A 20,469-nucleotide genomic window follows, 5' to 3' on the forward strand; every position below is an offset into this window, starting at 1 on the left:
TCAGCCAGGAGGCAGCAGGTGCGTAATATTGCGATTAACGAAGTCGATCATCTTCCACGCCGGGTGTTGGGTTTGGGTAGCGACTACCCGCCAGACACGCTTTTGCCGCGCCACCACCACCGGCGGGCGCAGTTTCTGTATGCGATGAACGGGTTAATGAAAGTAGAAACCGATGATGGACAGTGGCTGGTGCCGCCGTTCAGCGGCGTGTGGATCCCGGCGACCAAGCCGCACCGCGTGTGGATGCCGGGCGTCAGCACCCATAGTCTGTATATTGAGCCACAGGATGCGCCGCGCGACAGCCCGCGCTGCGAAGTACTACAGGTTTCACCGCTGCTGCATCAGCTCCTGCTAGCCGCCTGCCAGCTGCCCCTACTGTATGAAGAGCATGGCCATGATGCGGCGCTAATTGCGTTACTGATGCTGGAACTTAAAGCCGCCTCGCCGCTGCCCATGTTCACCCCATTGCCGCAACATCCTCATCTGGCAGAACTGTGCAGCGCCTTTTTACGCCAGCCGGATATTCACAGTACGCCGGAACAGTGGGCGAAAGAGAGCAATAAAAGCCTGCGTACCTTCAACCGGCACTTTCTGCAGGAGACTGGGATGGCGTTTCGCGACTGGCGTAATAAAGCCTGCCTGATGTACGCCCTCACCGCTCTGCGCGAAGGCCGCAGCATTACCGATGTGGCGCTGAGTCTGGGTTATGAATATCCGGCGGCCTTTACCGCGATGTTTCGTAAAACGATGGGTTATGCGCCGGCAACGTTTATCCGCCGTCTTAAAGAAGGCCATCTTAAATAAGCGCCAGGCAAATAAGAATATACTGATTCAGAGTTGTTATATTTTGATTTATGTAGCAATAATTTATTAATAAACAAGATACTCAGCACAGACTTCTTTTACATCTTGCGCATTTCGTTACTCGCGAATTGATGACTTTTGTGCGTAAGTTTTCGTAAATTTTGAGTTTAATCATTCTGACGTTTCAGTGAATACGTTATAAAAGGCGACGGCCGATCCCTAACATGAAAATAACGATATGAAGCCCAGACTCTCCCATGCTTTATTGTTGGTTCCTTTATTGATTTTGGCAGGATGTTCATCTTCACCGAAAAAACCGCCCACGGCGGTGGCGCAACATCACTATGAGCCGATCGACGGCGGCTCCGACGACCTCATCCCGGTACTGGCCGCTTTGCACGACCAGATGCACACCTGGGACGGCACCCCCTATGAATGGGGTGGTACCGACCAGAGCGGCGTAGACTGCTCTGGCTTTGTCTGGCGCACGTTGAAGGACCGTTTCAACCTGCCAATGGACCGTGTGACCACCGGCGATCTCCTGCATATGGGCGTGCGCGTCAACAAACAGCAGCTGCGCCCTGGCGATTTAGTCTTCTTCCGGATCCACGGCGGTATGCACGTGGGTTTCTACGATACCGACCACAATTTCCTACACGCTTCCGCCAGCCAGGGCGTGATGCGTTCGTCATTGGATAATCCGTACTGGAATCGCGTATTTTATCAGGCGCGCCGATTGCCGAAAGAATATAACGCGCAGATAACGATGAACGATGACAATCTGCATCTGGCGAAAAATCGCTAATCGCCAATAAATAAAAACCGCGACGCTCAGGCCGCGGTTTTCTTTTTCTGAGCACTCAGCGTTATTAGAACTGATAGGTCATACCCAGCGCGACGATGTCGTCATCGTTGATACCGAGTTTATTATCGCTCTTCAGCTGGTTGATTTTGTAATCGACGAAGGCGTTCATGTTTTTGTTGAAGTAGTAGGTCAGGCCGAGATCAATATAGTTGACCAGATCTTCGCTACCGATGCCTTCAATATCTTTGCCTTTCGACAGCACATAGCCCAGAGACGGACGCAGACCGAAATCGAACTGGTACTGCGCGACCGCTTCAAAGTTCTGCGCTTTATTAGCAAAACCGCCGCTGATCGGGGTCATCTTGCGGGTTTCGGAGTACATCGTCGCCAGATAGATATTGTTGGCGTCATACTTCAGGCCGGTCGCCCAGGCTTCCGCTTTCGAACCCTGGCCGCGAGCCAGCAGGTTCTGATCGTTGGTACGGTCAGAGCTGGTATAAGCTGCGCTGACGGCGAAATCGCTGCCGCCGAAGTCATAGCTTAAAGAGGTACCAAAGCCGTCGCCGTTCTGTTTCTTCGCGTCGCGGCCTTCGTTTTTACCCTGATACTGCAGGGTCATACCCAGACCATCCACCAGGCCGAAGAAGTCGGTATTGCGATAAGTCGCGAGGCCACTGGCGCGTTTGGTCATGAAGTTATCGGTCTGCGCGGAAGAGTCGCCGCCGAATTCCGGGAACATATCGGTCCAGGCTTCAACATCGTACAGCGCGCCAAGGCTACGGCCGTAGTCGAATGAACCAAAGTCTTTTAACTTCACGCCAGCAAACGCCAGACGGGTTTTCTGCGAGGAGTCGCTTTCGGTTTTGTTGCCGGAGAACTCAGATTCCCAGCGGCCATAACCGGTCAGTTGATCGTTGATCTGCGTTTCGCCTTTGATACCAAAACGAACGTAGGTCTGGTCGCCATCCTTGCTGTCGTAATCGCTGAAGTAGTGCATCGCACGGACTTTGCCGTACACGTCCAGCTTATTACCATCTTTATTGTAAACTTCCGCTGCCTGTGTAGCCGTAGAAGCAACAACACCCATCATCATTAATGCCAGTGAACGCTTTTTCATTATGTGGTCCTGGTGATTTATTTATACGCGCTAATCAATTCCGGGCGAAGCCCTGTGAAAAACAGGAGGTTTTTTAACGCTGCAGTATTAAAAATTTATGACAAAATGGAACTTTTTATAAAAAAGAGTGTTTAAATGTTTCCATCATAAATTTGTCACCTTCCCTACGCAGAATGCCCGATCCGCGCAATAAAATGGCTTGACCAATACGCCAGGAGTTGGCAATCGGCCTCACTCCTGTTACAACATCAGCTCGATCTCGATATTCCTTTTGAACGGCAGAAAATCATGAGTGATAGCCAGACGCTGGTGGTAAAACTGGGCACCAGTGTTTTAACGGGCGGATCCCGCCGCCTGAACCGCGCCCATATCGTTGAGTTAGTGCGCCAGTGCGCGCAGCTGCACGCGATGGGGCACCGCATTGTGATTGTGACTTCCGGGGCGATTGCCGCCGGGCGTGAACACCTCGGCTACCCTGAACTGCCCGCCACCATTGCCTCGAAACAGCTGCTGGCGGCAGTCGGCCAAAGCCGTCTTATCCAGCTGTGGGAACAGCTCTTCTCTATTTACGGCATTCACGTCGGCCAGATGCTGCTGACCCGCGCCGATATGGAAGATCGCGAGCGCTTCCTGAACGCCCGCGATACCCTGCGTGCGCTGCTGGATAACAACATTGTGCCGGTTATCAATGAGAATGACGCCGTCGCCACCGCTGAAATCAAAGTCGGCGATAACGACAACCTTTCCGCGCTGGCGGCGATCCTCGCGGGTGCCGATAAGCTGCTGCTGCTGACCGATCAGCCAGGCCTCTTTACCGCTGACCCACGCAACAACCCGCAAGCCGAGTTGATTAAAGATGTCTACGGCATCGACGACGCGTTACGCGCCATTGCCGGCGATAGCGTATCCGGCCTCGGCACCGGCGGTATGGGCACCAAACTGCAGGCGGCGGACGTGGCCTGCCGCGCGGGTATCGATACCATTATCGCCGCCGGTAACCGCCCGGACGTTATCGGCCACGCGATGGAAGGTCTGCCGGTCGGCACCTGCTTCCACGCCCAGCAATCGCCGCTGGAGAACCGCAAACGCTGGATCTTCGGCGCGCCGCCGGCCGGTGAAATCACCGTCGACGCGGGCGCGACTCAGGCTATTCTGGAAAGAGGAAGCTCATTGCTGCCAAAAGGTATCAAAACCGTCAGCGGTAATTTCTCCCGCGGCGAAGTTATCCGTATCCGCAGTAGCGAAGGCCGCGATATCGCCCATGGCGTCAGCCGCTATAACAGCGATGCCCTGCGCCTTATCGCCGGACAGCACTCGCAACAAATCGATGCCATCCTCGGCTATGAATACGGCCCGGTGGCCGTCCATCGTGACGATATGATCACCCGTTAAGGAGCTGAAAATGCTGGAACAAATGGGCATTGCGGCCAAAGCGGCCTCTTACCAACTCGCGCTGCTCTCCAGCCGCGAGAAAAACCAGGTTCTGAATAAGATTGCGGATTATCTGCAAGCGCAAACCGAGGATATTCTGCGCGCCAATGCCGAGGATCTGACGGAAGCCCGCGCCAATGGCCTGAGCGAAGCGATGCTCGACCGTCTGGCGCTGACGCCAGAACGGCTGCGCGGCATTGCCGACGATGTACGCCAGGTGTGCAGCCTGGCGGATCCGGTCGGCCAGGTGATCGATGGCGGCCTGCTGGATAGCGGCCTGCGTATCGAACGCCGTCGCGTCCCATTAGGCGTGATCGGGGTGATTTATGAAGCGCGTCCGAATGTCACCCTCGACGTCGCCTCGTTGTGCCTGAAGACCGGCAATGCGGCGATCCTGCGCGGCGGTAAAGAGACCTGGCGCACCAACGCCGCGACGGTGAAAGTGATTCAGCAGGCGCTGCAGGAGTGCGGCCTGCCAGCCGCGGCCGTGCAGGCCATCGAAAGCCCGGATCGCGCGCTGGTTGGCGAGATGCTGAAGATGGATAAATACATCGATATGCTGATCCCACGCGGCGGCGCAGGTTTGCATAAGCTGTGCCGCGAGCAGTCGACGATCCCGGTGATCACCGGCGGTATCGGCGTGTGTCATATTTTTGTCGACGACTCGGCCGAGATCGAACCGGCGCTGAAGATCATCGTTAACGCCAAAACCCAGCGCCCGAGTACCTGCAACACCACCGAAACGCTGCTGGTACACCGCAATATCGCCGACACCTTCCTGCCTGCGCTGAGCAAACAGATGGCGGAGAGCGGCGTAACTCTGCACGCCGACCCAACCGCCCTACCCGTGCTGCAAAACGGCCCGGCGAAGGTTGAACCGGTAAAAGCGGAGCAGTATGACGATGAGTACCTGTCGCTGGATCTGAATGTTAAAATCGTAGCCGATCTCGATGAAGCGATTGCTCATATTCGCGAGCACGGCACCCAGCATTCCGATGCCATTCTGACGCGTACCCTGAGCCACGCGAACCGCTTTATCAACGAAGTGGACTCATCTGCGGTATACGTTAACGCCTCTACCCGCTTCACCGACGGCGGCCAGTTCGGCCTCGGCGCAGAAGTCGCGGTCAGCACCCAGAAGCTGCATGCCCGCGGCCCGATGGGCCTGGAGGCGCTGACGACCTATAAGTGGGTTGGCTTCGGCGACGATACCATTCGTGCTTAACGCTAAGCGGGTGATGCAAAAGTAGCCGTTTGATTCGAAAGGGCATTGACGCATCACTCACTTAGTTTTAACCTTCTACCCCGTGCTTCACACAGGTGAAGACGTCCTTTCAGGGCCGATATAGCTCAGTTGGTAGAGCAGCGCATTCGTAATGCGAAGGTCGTAGGTTCGACTCCTATTATCGGCATCAACACAACAAATCCCATTAAAAACAATAACTTAAAGAGGTTTTTGCTCTTAAGCTACGATCTTCTTTTAAGGGATTCTTTGACCAACAGTTGCCGCTATGGTTAACAGTGGCTATTCAGGGATGTTAGCACGTAGCGGCCTGTAGTTGTAAAGCTCGAACAGGTATAAAGCGTGAACGGGGCCGATGCTCGGTGAACCATTGGTTCATTCGATAATTTTTATCGTAGGGTTGTAACCTGCTTATTATCGAACCGGATAACAGTCCACATGAACCGCTATCAACTCGAAGCTGATGACGCTGCCAACGTCTTTAATCAATCCCGCAACTTTTAACCGTTCCACACTTAGCGCGGTGTCCCGTAACAGCCTGTCGTGATGACACGCCACGGATAAACGAGCAAATGATGGGAATCCTAACTAGTCCGGGAAAGGGGCTGGCTCTCTCGTGGTGTTCACCGTGCCATAAACTAACGGTACTCGATAAGAGAACGGTTAACTGACAAACACCCCTGATGATGCGCCCACGGCGCTTTTATAGTGTCCCATCACGGCGCTTTATGGCTGCTATTGTCTGAAATCAGGGAGAAGACTTATAGACGCTATCTTAGGTGATATTTTCATTTTTTTGTGATGAACGAGAGCTGTAGATCGATAGCAAGATAAGCAAATACTATGATAAAGAGGTAGTGGGAAACTATCGGCGATAGTGAATCTTATCGAGGGGATATGATGAATAATGAAAATCAAGTGAAAATCCATCAAGGAGTCTTGGAAGGCAAGAAGGAAGATGGAATTTTAAAGTTTTATGGTATCCCGTATGCGCAACCACCTGTTGCTCAGTTACGTTGGTCACCACCGCAACCTGTTAAACCTTGGGAGGGGGTGAAGTCTGCGACATCATTTTCTCCTGTGAGTCCACAATTTGCTGGAGCTGTGTATACCGAGCGTTCAAAAGCACAAAGTGAGGATTGCCTATATTTGAACGTTTGGACTCAGAATACCTGTGAGTCAGCAAAACAACCTGTGATGGTTTGGATTCACGGGGGCGGTTTTCTGGGCGGTTCTGGCTCTGAGGATGGTTATGATGGCACTGCCTTTGCAAAAAAAGGTGTGACTTTAGTCACGCTGAACTATCGCTTAGGCGCATTTGGATTTTTAGCCGAACCAACTATCGGTGCTAACTTTGGTATTCAGGATATTATCGCAGCGCTGGTATGGGTGAAAAATAATATAGCGGCTTTTGGGGGGGATCCATCGAATGTCACTGTGTTTGGACAGTCGGCGGGTGCTGTGGCCATCAGGGCGTTACTTTCATGTCCGTCAGCCGAAGGTCTATTTCAACGTGCAATAATCCAGAGCGCGGGTCGTCTGCGAGCCGACAAATATGCCCTGACTTCACAGGAATCGGAAAAAGTACTGGAAGCGCTTCATTATGTCGCAGCAGATGAACTACAAAATATTCCGACCATGGCGATACTCAAGGCATCATCTGAAATGTCCGGACTACCGCCAAAACCGGGCAGAGTTCATACACCTGAAAATCTTGTCTGGTCTCCGGTTGTAGATGGAGTGGTGATTCCGGATATCAGTTATCAACCATGGATTAAAGATATTCAGGTTATGATTGGTTGTACGGAAAACGAAGGGCGTTACTTCTTGAAACCAGAAATTCATAATAACCCAGCTATGCTGGAAGGAATGGCTCTGGCGTTGGCAGGAACAGAAAAAAATGCCATTCTGGCTCAACTGGAGAAAAATAACTCCTCTGTATTTGAGAAGTTGGATTATCTGATGACTCGATATGTGTTTTCTGTCCCTGCATTGGAGATGGCAAATGATATAACGCAAATTGGGGCAAGTGTTTATCTCTATCGTTTTAGCCGCACAGCACCAGGCGCTGTCGCTAATAACGAGCGAGCGAAACATACATCTGAGATTCGCTATGTATTTGGCAATCTTGAAAACTCAGATTTTTACGAACAGGCGGATTATTCTTTAGCCGAAGAAATGCAAACTGCATGGATCGAATTTGCAAGTAAGGGTGTTCCACTTTGCAGGGATTATACTTGGCCTAAATACCAAATGCAAAAGCCTGCAATGACAGATATCACTGATGAAATGAGAGAGACTGTAAGCGCCCATTTGTTTGACTGAAATAACAGATCCGCTTCCTGAATGGAGGCGGAAAATCCGTAAGCTGTGGTGCTAATACAGCTAATATCAATGGTACTATGTTGATGAAGGTTATTTTAGTATGAGTTCCATGCGCATATCAGCCTCAAGATATTTGTTATCCTCCAGTTTCACTTCAATGAAGCCATAATGCTTGTAAAGTTTTACAGCCGCAATCAGGACATCTGTTGTAAACAGAATGATTTTTTCCGCTCCCTGCTCACGGGCGAAATGAATACAGCGCTGCATCAGGAGATGACCAATTCCAAGCCCTTTGTGTTTATCTGTCACTGCGAGTTTTGCTAACTCATATGCGCTTGAACCATGAGGTATCATAGAGACTGTTCCAACTATCTCTTTATCGAGCCGAGCAAAAAAGATAGAACCACCACGAGATAAAATATACCCGTGTGGATCATTCAGCATTTCGAGATCAACGGGTTCAACTGAAACGTATTTTTCCAACCATTCTAAAGATAACGAAATAAAATCATTGTGATAGTCATCTTTCCATCCCACAATTTCCACATTTGACATAAGGCTATTGTCCTCAGTAAGTTAGCTCAGTTTATATGAAAAATATATTTCCTACTAATTCAATGGAGCACTGTCAATAATTTCGATAAGAAAGGTTCTGCAATAGCACTAATCGTTTAAATTTCAAGGCTAAACACTTCTATTAACGTGCCGTCTTCTCTGCTGCGGTGCGGTGAACTGCTTTTGCTATATGCTTTTTCATCGTTACCATTCCTCCCCGAGGGAAAATTCTTCCGATATCGTGTCCGCAGTCTCCTGCGTGAACCCGATGTAAAACAGTGTAGAAGCTGGGCTGGAGTGGCCCAGCAGGTTGCTGATCTGTTCCAGAGGTAGGCCACTTTCAAAGAGGATGCGGCCTTTGCTCTTGCGTGGTGTGTGGCTCCCCACATCCTGGAAACCTGCACGGCGTCCGCACTTGCCGTACTCCGTCAGCACTGCGTTGTGTGAAACTGGCAGGCCCTTCGACCTCAGATCGGACAAGCTAAAGATGTACTCACCAAACAGTGGACGGCCTGCGGCCTCCTCCCGGCGTGCCTGCACGATAGACCGCATAGCCGGGGTAATAGCGATCTTGAGAGGTTTCGGCTTCACTGGCGCACCGTCAGCCCCTTTGCGGGTCTTCTTCTGCTGAATAATGAGGAGGTGAGTTTTGCCCTCAGCGAATTGATCCCACGTCAATTTAACCACGTCAGAGAACCGTAACGCGCTTTCGAACTGCATCGCCCAGAGGCAGCGGAACAGGTTGGTTTTTGTATTCCGTGCCAGCTCCGCGCTGACTGCCTTCACTTCGTCGGCGGTCTTCAACGCCGCCATTGAGTTACCCATATTTTTCTCCCTGCCGCTGTGCGGTTGCGAATTTTTCAGTTGATTTATTTTTGATCAAAAACAGTAACTTGGAAAGTGTATTTATTTGATGATCGCACAAAATGATCAAACAATAACCTGATAGGGTTTTAGAGCAGGTATACCTGCCCCCGCCCGCCGGGGAGACACATCAACAAGGCCAGCGCCTGGGGCTGGCTGGGCGGGAAATATCTGATGCACACCTGGTGGATCTGCTGTCTCTATGTCTGATGTGCTGTCACATTACCTGATCTGCCTGACGTACACTTACACCCCTCGAGGGTTGTCAAGAGTCTTTACAAAATATCTTGGTGGTTGAGTCATCGAGTACCGCCCGAGTCCCGAGCACCAGATCAGAGAAGTGAATAAACCTTGCCTGATCCTGCATAAACGATGCATATAAAGGCTGTCTAATAATGTGATCAGGCTCATCCGCGTATTATCAATCACTTGGAGAGTGGAGACTGTTAGTCTTCACTTTCACGACTTCGCTTTTCCCTCTGCCCTACGGGCCAGGTTTCCCCACCAACAAGAGGCCAGGCGCTGGCGATATGGCCCGACCTCCGGCCCTAGTCTTTGTCTTATCCCACAACATTTCCGGCCTCAACCCTTCCACCATCCGGCAACCCTTACCACGCTTCACCAGAAACCCTTAGCGGCGTTACATCTACACAACTGTGAACTGACAACACCATGATCCACGACTTCCCACAGCGCGATAGAGGAGCCTCCAGAGGGCATCTGTTTTAGTTTTAATGTATCTTTTTTATTTTTTATAAAAAGATGGTTCAGAAAGGTGATTGTGTTTAGCTGCGCCACGAGTGACAGATCTGCCGAGGCCGCGCCATTACTGTCCTCACTGCATGCACCACACCATAGCGCTCATAGGTACAGACTTGTGATTTGTACGCTTAGCGACCACTTCAGAATGATTAACTACGGATTATAGGCTATTTGAGGTGCATTTAATCTATTTTGTTCGCAGGATAGCCAATGGTAAAGATTATCCACCAAATTTTCAAAGAAAAGCAGTATGAGGTTGCGAATCTTTGGTCAGCGCGGAGAATTGAATTTGCACCTGTGAACTAACGGGAGATATCTCGAACTGATCGCCAGAGATTTCTTTCCCTGGTAGGCCGGGGTTGATTCACTTTGAACCCAGAGAGCCATTAGTAAAGGCGCTTAACCAACAGAGGCTATTAGTAAAGTCCCTTAACTAACATTAGCAAAGAATCTTAGCTAACCATTCGTAAAGAATCTTAACCGTACTATATCACTTACTAGATCATCTCTAGATCACTACCTATATCAGTAAAAACATTAAGGTTAAAAGCAGGAATAGACATGCGTCTATTTTGTTGGGGGTGTTACAGGAGTGATGTCTTATCGCTCCGCTCTGAATGGCTAAGCCACTTCAGATATGTGTGGAAGACAAGCGCAAGCGCGTCAGTCAATGTGAACGGCTTCGATGAAGCCAGGAGCTTTAAACGCGACGTAACTCCCCCCTTGGAGGGTCGGCGCTCCCCCCTCAATCTCACAAGGCTATAACGGCCCTGTGATTCGGTGGCGATGCTATGATGCACAGCGGCCCTGTAACGCTCCCTGTCGCGTTCAGAGCGTCTCTCTCCTGTTGCTGGTGACTTTGTACCGCTTCGCTTGCAGCGTTGAATCTGGAGCCTCTGAAGGCGTTTTATGACAAAGTGATTGACAAGTGGAATCGTTCCGTGTAATGTGACTGGGTGTTGACATATAACACTGCCACAACTGCGCCTTTAAAATGATAAATGAGATTGACAATTATTCTCATTTGTTATAAAATATACATTATCGATTGAGGTGACTCAATGCAATGAACTGATTTTAACTACAGAAGGAGAACAAATGGGAAAACCTGCCAAATTTGATTATACACAGGATGCACAATCTATCGCATGGGCCGTATTAAACGGCGTTACATCTATTCAAAATCTCCACGCTTTTCGTAATCGTGTACCCGGCGGCGCAAGGCAGGCCGACAGGATTTATCCGGAGACGCGCGAGGCACTTCGATTAATTGGTGAGGAGCGTAAAAAGGCGCGTGATTGTAAAGCCTTCAAGGATCTTCTCCGTCCGTTTTCCCAGAAATACGCCGCAGGGGAAACATTGACAGAGATTTTAGCCCCCGTGCTGAAGGGCTATCGCCAGATGTATCTTGAAAAGCTGGGTCTCGACCTTACTCATGAGCAGATCATAATGTTGTTGGTCGCTACTGATGGTGTGGAACAACTCGAAAAGTACGGTTATAGCGTAATCGGTGATTTTCCAACCGCTACAACTACCCGCCACTAATACCAATTCGGCACGTCGCCGAACAGACCAGATAGCCGAAAAACCCGGCAAACCATACGAATAAATGCAGGCACAAGGCCAGCCAGAATCCTGATCGTTAATCCACGATTGCAGGGGCGTATTCCCATATCTGACAGACAGGAGAGATGATTATGAATATTTCATTTCCGGATGAAACGTACCGCACATTGCTGAAAGAGGCCAACCGCCGAGACATGCCAATGGCGAAATTATGCAGCGAATTGCTGCAAACGGCAGCAAAAATAATTGAAAAGAGCAAAACAGATAACCAGCGAGGATACAATGACAACCGAGACAGTAGAAACTAATCAGCCAGACGAACAGGACGGCACTTTTGATCGCAATTACACCGAGGTTAAGCGCCTGAAAGTCTTGATTGCCGACGATGGAACCAAAATCCCGTTCAGCGCGAACATGAAAGTAGTCTATGCATACCTCTACACCTTCCAGACGAACAAAGACCGCAGAAACTACCCTGAGCCAATCCATCCCAATATGGAAATAATCGCGTGGGAAAATGGCATTACTAAACCCACGGCGCAAAAGGCTGTGGATGATTTGATGCGGGCGGGGGTGTTGATTAAGGACCAAATTCAGGTTGGGAGCGGGTTTAAGTCCAACAATTACGTTGTGTTGAAACCCTCGAAAGTGGTTGCGCGTGGCATCACTCCACCTCATCCAAATGCTTCTAAATATTCAACTGTCGAGGAGAGCGGTAAGAATGAACAAAAACGTGATGTCGTGGAATTTGCCGCGCCTGCTGCTGGAAAACCAGACGGCGTACCTGTTGTGGATATTCCTGTCGATGCTGATGTACCTGCCAATGATGATGCGATGAACCTGGATGAAATGTTTAATGAGATCCCATACTAATAATACGGAGGACAATTGTGTACGCAAGCAACTGGTGATAGCCAGACTACCAACAGCCGCCAGGCTGACCAAGAAGAACAACTTCCCGATCTAACTCGACTTTTCAAAAATCGCGCACGAGATAGCGACGTAATAAAAAAATGCAAAACCATGCTCATCGCCGGGTATAGCCCCCAGAAAACAGCACTTTTGCTGCGCCTGCCGATAGAGAAAGTTATTGATTTATATGATAATTCCTACAATCCGAAATGCAGGCGATTTGCCAACCGCAATTCCTACCAGGATTCAAAACTAGCACTGACTATGTTTCAACAGGGCGAGTCCCTCGCAGATATCTGTGCTGCGCTGGGTGGCCTACACCTGTACACGGTGGTGATGTCTCTCCGGCAAAATGGCCTTGCTGAATCCGCTATTGAGCAGCGATTACCCCCTGAGGGCGACCCCTTGCTAATCGAATACCAACGCGTCTGCAAAAGAAAGTCTACCAGCAGATATAAGGCTATCCAAATCAATCCGGTCCAACGAGTCATCGTGGCGCAGGCAACTACTGCCCGATAGCACGGCTTGATTGCACAGTTTTGAACCTATTTGAAATTTTACCCTACCTGCCGTTATCGGTAGCTGTTTTCCTATGGCTACGTGACGGCCTGAACCTCTACAGGAATAAAAACAAACATGAGAACTACTTTAGAAGACCTTCGCGCCAGCCTCCTGGAGGCGATGAGCACAGCAGCCGATCCCGTAGAATTAAACAAAAGTGCTGAAGACGTGCTAGCTGACGCTGTCCAGGAATACCTGTCAGCACCGAGTGTCGCCACTAGTGAACCAGCTCCGGGGCGTGGCAGACCAGGGATCGCAATCACTCACAAATTACAGGGTTATAGTGCAAACAACCGCCCGGTGTCACTCCTAATGAAATCAGGCATTAGCATTCAAATTAATAAAGCCGCTCTTGATAATGCCGCTCCTGAGATTCTCGCCGCACTCAAGCGTCTGGGCTATGAAGTTAATCAGGAGGTGTAATGTCTAACGGCAACATTATTGTAACTAAAACCGTAAATCAGGTGGAGTGGCTGGTTGATGAGTCAAGTTACAAACGGGCGCTCAAGCGGATTAAATCCCTAAAGAGCGCTCACGAGAAGCCTGCTAAAGCGCTGGAGGCTGCACAGAAACGTGCCTCGCAGAGTGAAGGCAAAGCAGCATTAGCCGCAGCGAAAGCCCAGACAGCGAAGCTACGCCAGGCCAAACAGATCAGCGCTGAACAGCAGAAACAAGCACAACTTTCAGCCAAGGTTGCCCAACAAGAGCAGGCCCACGCTAAAAAGATGGCTGCTATTAACGCTCGTGGTGCAGTCCAGCAAATCAATCAGGCCGATCAACTGGCGAAACAGAATGAGCGCCTTGCCCGTATTAGCGCGAAGGTCAGAGCGGCGGCACGGTCAAGATCGATGCCCTATAACCCCAGCATGGGCGGCACAGCTCCCGAACCAGGATTATTAGCAGCGCAAACAGCAGCAATGAATCGCGGTCATGCTTCTATCACTAACGATATTATCCAGACGAAAAAGGCGATCGCCCTGGAAGAGAAGCGCCAGCGTGAGAAAGAAGCCAGCCTCAAGCGCCAGAGCACTGCATACGATACTCTGCGCCGGGCTAGCTTGACGATCAGCCATATCGAAGGTGCCAGCCTGGCTGACAAAATGAAAGCGGTGCAGGCAATCAAAGAAGCTACAAAAGGCTACGCCGAGCAGCGTTATACCATTGCAGAGATGAGACACGAGCTAGCGAAAACGACTCTGGAAACCAGACGCCAGGCACGATTAAACCGCCAGATTGTTAAGGATAAAGCGAAAGCTGAGCGTGCTGGTCGCATTAATGCCGAACGTTTGACCCGTGAGCGCAAAGAGCGCGGTTATGGTGGACTGACGACGGCAGGCGTTATTGCAGGTGGTTCCCTGATTGGCTCAATGGGTGTTGCTCGTGTTGGTCAGACCCTACAAGGGAGCCTCGAACGTTCACGCGATGTGAAAAAGCTGCAACAGTATGGAATCTCACAATTGGAGTTTACCGCACTTCAGGATCTGGCTATGAGCCGTGTCGGTTACTCACTGAGTGCTGACAAACTCGCTGACCTCAACAAGGACACGACTGAAAAGGCCGGGGAATTGCTGAATACCGGCTCTTTCAAACGTAACAAGAAAACAGGACAGGTGAACTTCAGCGGCGGAGGTGAGTTCGCAGATATCATCAATAATGTGCTTGCTTCCACCAATGGCAACCAAAAGGTAGCCCAGAAAGTGATTGGGGAACTGCAAAAATTGTCTTTTCCAACTTTCATTACATACTTGAAGCAGTTGCAGAAAACTTTTAAATGGACGGATAACCAGACCCGGCACCTGGCTGAAGCCGTAAACGATGGTTCGGTCTTCCTTGAGGTTTTCAACGATGAAGGCCAGGGCTTGATAAATCGTATGCAGAAACTTTCTGCTGAAGGTTGGACATTATCAGAAGCTCAGCAAGCCAACCTCGATAAGTTGGCAGCATTAGGAGCTGAGTACAACCGAGTGCAAACCAGCCTTGCGGATCACTTCTCTGCATCATTTGTTCAGGGTCTTGGAGAATACGCCACCAATACGGATACACTCCGTCAGTCAATGACAGGATTAATCCCGATAGCTGACAACCTGGGCCAATCGCTAGGTGAACTCACGACTAACGTTATCGCGTGGGCCTCGCAAATTGGTGGAGAACTCCAGAAAGGTGCGACATTACCGAGCGCTATCTATAACACCACTGTTGATGAAGGCAGCAATGCCGCAGCGCAGTGGATTAAAGATAAGACAGGTTTTGATCCTCGTGTCATCGGTCAGACGCTTAAACAAATTTACCCGTGGCTGGATAGTTCTGCACAGAACAACATCGGCAGTGGACAGGCCTGGACAAATCCGGGGTTAACCCGTGGGGTTGCAGGATTCAGTCAACCACAACTCACCTTTACTCCGCCTGAGCCATTCGGTTCTACGGGATGGAGGCCAGACAGCTCCAGGTTTAATCTGACTGGTGAGGCGACGGTTAAAGTCGAGGTTGAGCAGACTCTGAATGCTGGCGTTTTAGATAATCTCATTGATACAAAGATCAACGATAATAACGTCAGACAGCAGAATATGATACTGGGTATAGCCGATTAATCATCATGGCGGCGAATCTGTCGCCATTATATCAATTTCGTCACTAAGTCAATAAATCACCGTTAAATTTGCCAAGTGTTTGTTGCAAAAGAAATAGTTTAGTGATAAAATTATATACAAGGTGATATTAATGCCATAATGTCATTTTTCCTTGATACTAAAGCGGTTTTGTCAGAACCGCTTTTATTATGCTCCTGTTGTTGTCCAGTTTAAGAGGTTGGAACAGCGGCGACGGTGGCATAATAAAAGATTCGCCTCTAGCACCCGTGGACGGGTTTAAAACAAAGTTTTTAATCGCGCTGCGATGTCATAGGGCGTACTACATCCGGGGTTAACCCTCGGATTAGCCAAAAGTCCTGGCTCTCCTTCCAGGCCATCTCGCTATGATGTTAACTGGCATCGAGCGCGCGGCGAAGATTTCAGAGGTCTCCCGCCGCTGCCGCTCCCTCCTTCCTAATCTCTCCATCAGAAAAATAATAAACGCTGTTTATTTCTCTACCACCGGGGCAGGCGCTCCTGCTTCCGGGTGTTTTTTCTTCGTGGAACACGAATAAAAGAATGCCGTCCAATGGGCGGTATTTTTTCAACTCAACCCGGCGAAAACGTCGGGAAATATAACTAAGAATATTTTTAGGAGTAATGATGATTGTATCTACAGAGGAACGTTCATTCCGGGATGTCGTAATCTACCGTGATGACCCCGTCTTTTCACACAAGACCAAAACCTTTGCCACACTAGCGGTGGACACGGTTCCTGGTACGCTGCTTACCTCAACTGGTGAGGCATACGCCAGCGGTAGCGATCTGCTAATCGCGCTGGATAGTCATAAGTCTGGCTCTAATGTTCCGGTGATTGTGGTTGATCGTGGCTGCGTGCTGAGCCGTGCTGGGTTAATTGGCACCGATGCTACCGCCGTTGCGAATGCTATCTCCCAGATTGAGGCCGCTGGCCTGAACCGTGTTTCTGAATAAGGAATTTGAAAATGGATTTTAAATATAATGATTTTACTGGTGTATTCACCAAACCTTTTGGCAATAATTTCCTGATTCAAGAATTAGGCATCTTCCAAGAAAAATATAACGACACCCCGAAGATCGAGACAGATGACCTTCGAGCGGGCAAAATCTCCGTTGCGGAATCTGTGAATAGGTACGGCACTGAGCTAGTTGGCACAGAGCGGGATTTAGCAACAAATCGACTCCTGGAGATCCCACATTGGGTATTTTCTGGGGAGGTTGATGCAAGTATGTTCCAGGGGATTCGCCGTCCCGGTACGCAGCGCCAACAAAATATGGATGAACTGGTTAGCGATGAATCCATTCGCCAGTATATGAAGTTCCGCACCACTAAAGAGGATGTGCTTGCTAGGGCGCTGTTTGCTGGTATTGTCAACGCCCCATATACACAACAGCAGGTGGTCGATTTCTCCGAAGAGTTCGGCGAGAATTATTCCAGTGCTGTGATCGATGTTGGTTCAACTGGTCCGCTAGAGTCTCTGGACACCGCCGCAACTGCACTACGAGTAAACCTCGGTGGCTGGGTTAAAGCGCTTAAGGGTATTGTGATCCTGTGTGACCCGACTTTCTATAAGTCAGTGAAATATCACGCGGAGATTCGTACCTTAGTCGCTCACGGCGTTCTGCCGCAGTCCACGCTGTTTAATAGTGCTGTACGGGCAAACCTCCCGGCGTTTAGTGCGTTTGAACTGGACGGTCTAGTCTTCGTTAACGTTATCGGTTACGAGGATTATCTACCTGCTGGTAGCGCTGTAATGGTTCCGGTATTTGCTGACAACATTGTGCCGTCAGATCACACACCGCTGGAAGTTGTCTCCGGTCCTGCGTCACGTAATGCGAAGATTGCCGCTGCGGGCACTCGCGCTGAGTTCTTCCAGTACAGCTTTGATGACCGCCTGGGCAATAAAACTGTGATGTCAGAATTTGGCGTTTTGCCGCTCATCTATGATCTATCGATGATTACCAAACTGACCACCTCCACTGGTGAGTAAGTAGCGACAGGCTACAGATTTCGGGGAGCGATTTGCTCCCCCGTCGAATTTATAGATAAAGAGGGGATAGAATGAGAATTACAATTTCGGGTGTTGGTGGCGTGCCTTTGGTTGTCTCTCACGTTAAAACGCTGGGTGATAATGATCTGATAAATATCAGCGGCCTTTGTAGAGCGCTTGGCAACATTCCGCGTTCTTCCTTCATGGAAAAAGTTGCCAGTATGGGCTTGGAGGCAGCAATTAAGCACTACCTCAACGAGAAACGAAAGAAGATGATTAACTAACCGGACGGGAAACCGCCCGGTTTTTTTTTTTGTGTCTGTGAACTATCCCGCTATGGATAAACGCCCCAAATCATGTAATCGTTTTATCCTCTGGATGTAATGATTAAACTTAAAAAGGATAGTGACATGATAACTTGTAGAATATGCGGAATGGTGTATGACCATTCTGATACGGATGACAAGAAGCACCACGCGGCGTGGCATAAAAAGCTGGCTTCAGGTATACAGCCACGTAAAGTCCGAGATTTTTCTAAGGCTTTCGGCTGGGCTGTTGCTCATAACGACGGCGGTGTTGAGCGGCTCAAGAATGAAGATCCAGAACTTGGAAAATTGGTTGTTGTTTACTCATGGTGGAGCCGCGCTCTTCAAAACGGTGTTCCTCAGAAAGATTTTGATGCTTACATGAATGCACACTTAGCTTTCGCTGACTCTTTGGTTAGCCGCGAAGGAGAAGTTGAGGCTCGCGCTGGTATCGCGAAATGGGGAAGATTCGACGGGTAATTTTTTAACCGTAAGTGATCACCTTAGTTTGCCGCCATTAAGATGGCGGCAATGTAATACTAAGGACGAAATTCATAATCAACCAGCTCTACATACCTCGATAACTCTTCCATGCTAGCCCCTTGGCTATAGGTGCGGAATGCCTCCGTCTTGCCCCGCTCATGGCCCACAATCAAGGCCACACGGTCCTCAAGTACACCCTTTCGATCAAGCTGACTGATGAACATTCCCCGGAGGCTATGAAATACCTTACGCTCTGTCCCCTGCTCTCCTAAAGCTTTACGCTTAGCTCGTGTAAATCGCTGCGTATGCCACGTTGAGCGCTTGCCGTCTGCACGCTCTGTGATACTGGCATGGTAGAACAGAAAGCCGTTGTGGTTGTCCTGAATAAGCCGTTTGACGAGAGCGATCAGTCTGCTATGAATTGGAACCAAGCGAGCCGCATTGCGTGTCTTACCTTCCGTCACCTCGAAACACCATACCCCCTCAACGGTTTTGATATTGCTGATTTGCAGAGAGCAGATTTCGTTAAGACGCATACCGCTATACATACCCACCATTGCAACGGCTTTCATTTCTTCATCAAGTAGCTCCAGCACCGTGGAGAGTTCATCCCTAGTAAACGGCTCATAGCTTTCCCGATCATGGCGTACATCCAGCTTATGGCCTGTAAAAACATTCTCCTTCGGCGCATCGTGATAGCGGTTCTGAGCCAGTGCCACAAGCTGGGACAGGCAACCAAGATAATTAGCCAGCGTCTGGCTAGCTTTCTCCTGTTTTGCCCTGTCGAGCCAATCAGTCACCATTGTTCTGTTGATGTCGTGCAAGCGAAAATCCTTGCATCGGAAATGAGCCGTAAAGACTTCAACCGCTTTAATGTACTTGCTGAGCGTAGACAGCTTACGCCTGTCGTTGTGCTGAACAATAAATTCATCACGTAACTGGACAAGTGAAGGACAAACACGAGCCGTTGCGAAGTCTATTCCCGCATTCTGGTTTACATACTGGTGGATTGAGCGTAGTTCCTTCAGGACGCGCTCAACGCAATTTCCTTGCTGCTTAGGCTTGAGTTGCTCACGCAGAGTGAAAAATTCGTGCATGATTCTGTCCCGAATGATTCGGGCTTCCCTAATATCTGTCGTGCCAGTTGTACGCATGAATGCTGTTCGATTCCCAAAAAGGGAACGCATATAATGCGGTATGGTGACCTTGACGGAGTACACCGAAGAGTTTTCTTTAACAAGATACGCATTAGGCTTGTATTTCATCTTTCCCCCGATCTATTATTCAGGGGCAACTGTGATCAGTTGTGTCAGTTTTGCCTTTCAGGAGCAGCGCATTCGGTTCGAAGAATCAATGGCTTGCGAAGGTCGCAGCGATTTTAATCGCTAAGTGGTTCGACTCCTATTATCGGCACTCTATAAGAAAATCAACGTCTTAGGGAAAACTCCTTAAGAGATTTTATCTTCTAAAATCACATCCAAACGCCTGCGTGTTGTACTGGCTTTGGCATCGTACAACATATGGGGTGCGTCACTCTCTATAAATCTGCTGAGTTTCAGGTTCTCCGGCACTCACTGTTGAATCGTAAGAAAGTCCGGGTTCCCGGTGGACGTGGCCTTATGGCTTACGCGAGTATTGACGTTCAAGGCATACCAGATTATAGCAAATGCGTGGTATCACGATGAGAAAGAGCTTATGTGTTATTGCCTTTATCGTGCTGACGATCCTATTCGTGTATATCCTGCCTGACAGTTTCATCTATCACTATGTAGAGAAAAACGTGGAGATTAGCGGTGACGGTGAGGTAGCGATGGATAACTTTGAATCTGTTGTTCTGCTCATCAAGCTGGGTGCATCCGCAGTGCTCTCTTTGCTCATAGTTTGGGTAGCTAACCGTCGGTACAAATAACCGAGGGCATCCCTAAAATTTTAACGCACAGACAGTGGTAACCTTATATTCGTGTGGACTGTCCCCTCGCTTTACCAAAAATAGTAACGGGGAAAGTGCGGTAATCATGAGAAAGAGTATGTTGCTGGCTAGCGTAATTCTCTTGACCGGATGCCCGGGACCAGGGGTTCGAATAGTAGATCGCGAATCTACAACGGCACTTATTAAAGAGCATCATGTATGTGTGGTAT

General features: G+C 49.5%; 19 protein-coding genes and 1 tRNA gene. 16 read left to right on the forward strand and 4 right to left on the reverse strand.

The annotated features are described in order from the left end of the window. Positions 1–18: 18 nt before the first annotated feature. Both PYR66_18385 and PYR66_18390 read left to right on the forward strand, forming a co-directional pair. Entirely contained in the window at positions 19–804 is a 786-nt protein-coding gene (locus PYR66_18385; protein ID WEF27243.1) for a helix-turn-helix transcriptional regulator, read from the forward strand. A 238-nt stretch (positions 805–1,042) separates the two neighbouring features. After that, positions 1,043–1,609 (forward strand): NlpC/P60 family protein, encoded by a 567-nt coding sequence (locus tag PYR66_18390; GenBank protein ID WEF27244.1) that lies wholly within the window; start codon positions 1,043–1,045, stop codon positions 1,607–1,609. A gap of 64 nt (positions 1,610–1,673) precedes the next feature. Here the strand turns inward: PYR66_18390 and phoE are convergent, their stop codons facing one another. Continuing rightward, positions 1,674–2,726, reverse strand: coding sequence for a phosphoporin PhoE (gene phoE / locus PYR66_18395; protein ID WEF27245.1), 1,053 nt, complete (start codon positions 2,724–2,726; stop codon positions 1,674–1,676). Between the two features lie 288 nt (positions 2,727–3,014). Between phoE and proB the strand changes: the two genes are divergently transcribed. From proB to PYR66_18415, 4 genes are all read left to right on the forward strand, one after another. Further along, positions 3,015–4,118, forward strand: coding sequence for a glutamate 5-kinase (gene proB, locus PYR66_18400; GenBank protein ID WEF27246.1), 1,104 nt, complete (start codon positions 3,015–3,017; stop codon positions 4,116–4,118). A gap of 10 nt (positions 4,119–4,128) precedes the next feature. After that, positions 4,129–5,382: a glutamate-5-semialdehyde dehydrogenase gene (gene proA, locus PYR66_18405; protein WEF27247.1), complete on the forward strand. Its 1,254-nt coding sequence runs from the start codon at positions 4,129–4,131 to the stop codon at positions 5,380–5,382. A 114-nt stretch (positions 5,383–5,496) separates the two neighbouring features. Continuing rightward, a tRNA-Thr gene (locus PYR66_18410) sits at positions 5,497–5,569 on the forward strand. Positions 5,570–6,297: 728 nt separating this feature from the next. Further along, on the forward strand, positions 6,298–7,725 hold the full coding sequence (locus PYR66_18415; GenBank protein ID WEF27248.1) for a carboxylesterase family protein: 1,428 nt from the start codon (positions 6,298–6,300) through the stop codon (positions 7,723–7,725). A 90-nt stretch (positions 7,726–7,815) separates the two neighbouring features. Here PYR66_18415 and PYR66_18420 read toward each other — a convergent pair whose 3' ends face one another. Next, positions 7,816–8,280, reverse strand: a complete 465-nt coding sequence (locus PYR66_18420) for a GNAT family N-acetyltransferase (protein WEF27249.1) — start codon at positions 8,278–8,280, stop codon at positions 7,816–7,818. 204 nt (positions 8,281–8,484) lie between these two features. Continuing rightward, positions 8,485–9,105, reverse strand: coding sequence for a tyrosine-type recombinase/integrase (locus PYR66_18425; GenBank protein WEF27250.1), 621 nt, complete (start codon positions 9,103–9,105; stop codon positions 8,485–8,487). A 1,899-nt stretch (positions 9,106–11,004) separates the two neighbouring features. On the opposite strand from PYR66_18425, the gene PYR66_18430 reads away from it, so the two are divergent. From PYR66_18430 to PYR66_18475, 10 genes are all read left to right on the forward strand, one after another. Beyond that, on the forward strand, positions 11,005–11,451 hold the full coding sequence (locus PYR66_18430; protein WEF27251.1) for a hypothetical protein: 447 nt from the start codon (positions 11,005–11,007) through the stop codon (positions 11,449–11,451). A 152-nt stretch (positions 11,452–11,603) separates the two neighbouring features. After that, positions 11,604–11,780: a hypothetical protein gene (locus PYR66_18435; protein ID WEF27252.1), complete on the forward strand. Its 177-nt coding sequence runs from the start codon at positions 11,604–11,606 to the stop codon at positions 11,778–11,780. Beyond that, on the forward strand, positions 11,755–12,345 hold the full coding sequence (locus tag PYR66_18440) for a hypothetical protein (protein WEF27253.1): 591 nt from the start codon (positions 11,755–11,757) through the stop codon (positions 12,343–12,345). The genes PYR66_18435 and PYR66_18440 overlap by 26 nt, the downstream gene beginning before the upstream one ends. A 15-nt stretch (positions 12,346–12,360) precedes the next feature. Then, a complete protein-coding gene (locus PYR66_18445; protein WEF27254.1) occupies positions 12,361–12,903 on the forward strand; it encodes a hypothetical protein in 543 nt (180 codons plus the stop codon). 117 nt (positions 12,904–13,020) lie between these two features. Next, positions 13,021–13,368 carry a hypothetical protein gene (locus PYR66_18450; GenBank protein ID WEF27255.1) on the forward strand — a complete coding sequence of 116 codons (348 nt, stop codon included), beginning with the start codon at positions 13,021–13,023 and terminating at the stop codon, positions 13,366–13,368. After that, complete coding sequence (locus tag PYR66_18455) at positions 13,368–15,533, forward strand: chemotaxis protein (protein WEF27256.1); 2,166 nt, start codon at positions 13,368–13,370, stop codon at positions 15,531–15,533. Before PYR66_18450 ends, PYR66_18455 begins: the two co-directional genes overlap by 1 nt. A gap of 639 nt (positions 15,534–16,172) precedes the next feature. Then, positions 16,173–16,505 (forward strand): hypothetical protein, encoded by a 333-nt coding sequence (locus PYR66_18460; protein WEF27257.1) that lies wholly within the window; start codon positions 16,173–16,175, stop codon positions 16,503–16,505. Between the two features lie 11 nt (positions 16,506–16,516). Further along, on the forward strand, positions 16,517–17,542 hold the full coding sequence (locus PYR66_18465; protein ID WEF27258.1) for a major capsid protein: 1,026 nt from the start codon (positions 16,517–16,519) through the stop codon (positions 17,540–17,542). A 71-nt stretch (positions 17,543–17,613) separates the two neighbouring features. After that, positions 17,614–17,826, forward strand: a complete 213-nt coding sequence (locus tag PYR66_18470) for a hypothetical protein (GenBank protein ID WEF27259.1) — start codon at positions 17,614–17,616, stop codon at positions 17,824–17,826. A gap of 99 nt (positions 17,827–17,925) precedes the next feature. Next, positions 17,926–18,327 carry a hypothetical protein gene (locus PYR66_18475; GenBank protein ID WEF27260.1) on the forward strand — a complete coding sequence of 134 codons (402 nt, stop codon included), beginning with the start codon at positions 17,926–17,928 and terminating at the stop codon, positions 18,325–18,327. A gap of 59 nt (positions 18,328–18,386) precedes the next feature. Here the strand turns inward: PYR66_18475 and PYR66_18480 are convergent, their stop codons facing one another. After that, positions 18,387–19,595, reverse strand: coding sequence for a site-specific integrase (locus PYR66_18480; GenBank protein WEF27261.1), 1,209 nt, complete (start codon positions 19,593–19,595; stop codon positions 18,387–18,389). Positions 19,596–20,469 lie beyond the last annotated feature (874 nt).

Source organism: Klebsiella aerogenes (assembly GCA_029027985.1).
Lineage (GTDB): Bacteria > Pseudomonadota > Gammaproteobacteria > Enterobacterales > Enterobacteriaceae > Klebsiella > Klebsiella aerogenes_A.

What these genes read in the sequence shown, in the direction of transcription:
- PYR66_18480 (WEF27261.1), bottom strand. Translation starts at nt 19,595, where the DNA reads ATGAAATACAAGCCTAATGCGTATCTTGTTAAAGAAAACTCTTCGGTG.
- PYR66_18470 (WEF27259.1), top strand. Translation starts at nt 17,614, where the DNA reads ATGAGAATTACAATTTCGGGTGTTGGTGGCGTGCCTTTGGTTGTCTCT.
- proB (WEF27246.1), top strand. Translation starts at nt 3,015, where the DNA reads ATGAGTGATAGCCAGACGCTGGTGGTAAAACTGGGCACCAGTGTTTTA.
- PYR66_18440 (WEF27253.1), top strand. Translation starts at nt 11,755, where the DNA reads ATGACAACCGAGACAGTAGAAACTAATCAGCCAGACGAACAGGACGGC.
- PYR66_18390 (WEF27244.1), top strand. Translation starts at nt 1,043, where the DNA reads ATGAAGCCCAGACTCTCCCATGCTTTATTGTTGGTTCCTTTATTGATT.
- PYR66_18420 (WEF27249.1), bottom strand. Translation starts at nt 8,280, where the DNA reads ATGTCAAATGTGGAAATTGTGGGATGGAAAGATGACTATCACAATGAT.
- PYR66_18455 (WEF27256.1), top strand. Translation starts at nt 13,368, where the DNA reads ATGTCTAACGGCAACATTATTGTAACTAAAACCGTAAATCAGGTGGAG.
- PYR66_18430 (WEF27251.1), top strand. Translation starts at nt 11,005, where the DNA reads ATGGGAAAACCTGCCAAATTTGATTATACACAGGATGCACAATCTATC.
- PYR66_18425 (WEF27250.1), bottom strand. Translation starts at nt 9,105, where the DNA reads ATGGGTAACTCAATGGCGGCGTTGAAGACCGCCGACGAAGTGAAGGCA.
- PYR66_18475 (WEF27260.1), top strand. Translation starts at nt 17,926, where the DNA reads ATGATTAAACTTAAAAAGGATAGTGACATGATAACTTGTAGAATATGC.
- PYR66_18450 (WEF27255.1), top strand. Translation starts at nt 13,021, where the DNA reads ATGAGAACTACTTTAGAAGACCTTCGCGCCAGCCTCCTGGAGGCGATG.
- proA (WEF27247.1), top strand. Translation starts at nt 4,129, where the DNA reads ATGCTGGAACAAATGGGCATTGCGGCCAAAGCGGCCTCTTACCAACTC.
- PYR66_18435 (WEF27252.1), top strand. Translation starts at nt 11,604, where the DNA reads ATGAATATTTCATTTCCGGATGAAACGTACCGCACATTGCTGAAAGAG.
- phoE (WEF27245.1), bottom strand. Translation starts at nt 2,726, where the DNA reads ATGAAAAAGCGTTCACTGGCATTAATGATGATGGGTGTTGTTGCTTCT.
- PYR66_18415 (WEF27248.1), top strand. Translation starts at nt 6,298, where the DNA reads ATGATGAATAATGAAAATCAAGTGAAAATCCATCAAGGAGTCTTGGAA.
- PYR66_18465 (WEF27258.1), top strand. Translation starts at nt 16,517, where the DNA reads ATGGATTTTAAATATAATGATTTTACTGGTGTATTCACCAAACCTTTT.
- PYR66_18460 (WEF27257.1), top strand. Translation starts at nt 16,173, where the DNA reads ATGATGATTGTATCTACAGAGGAACGTTCATTCCGGGATGTCGTAATC.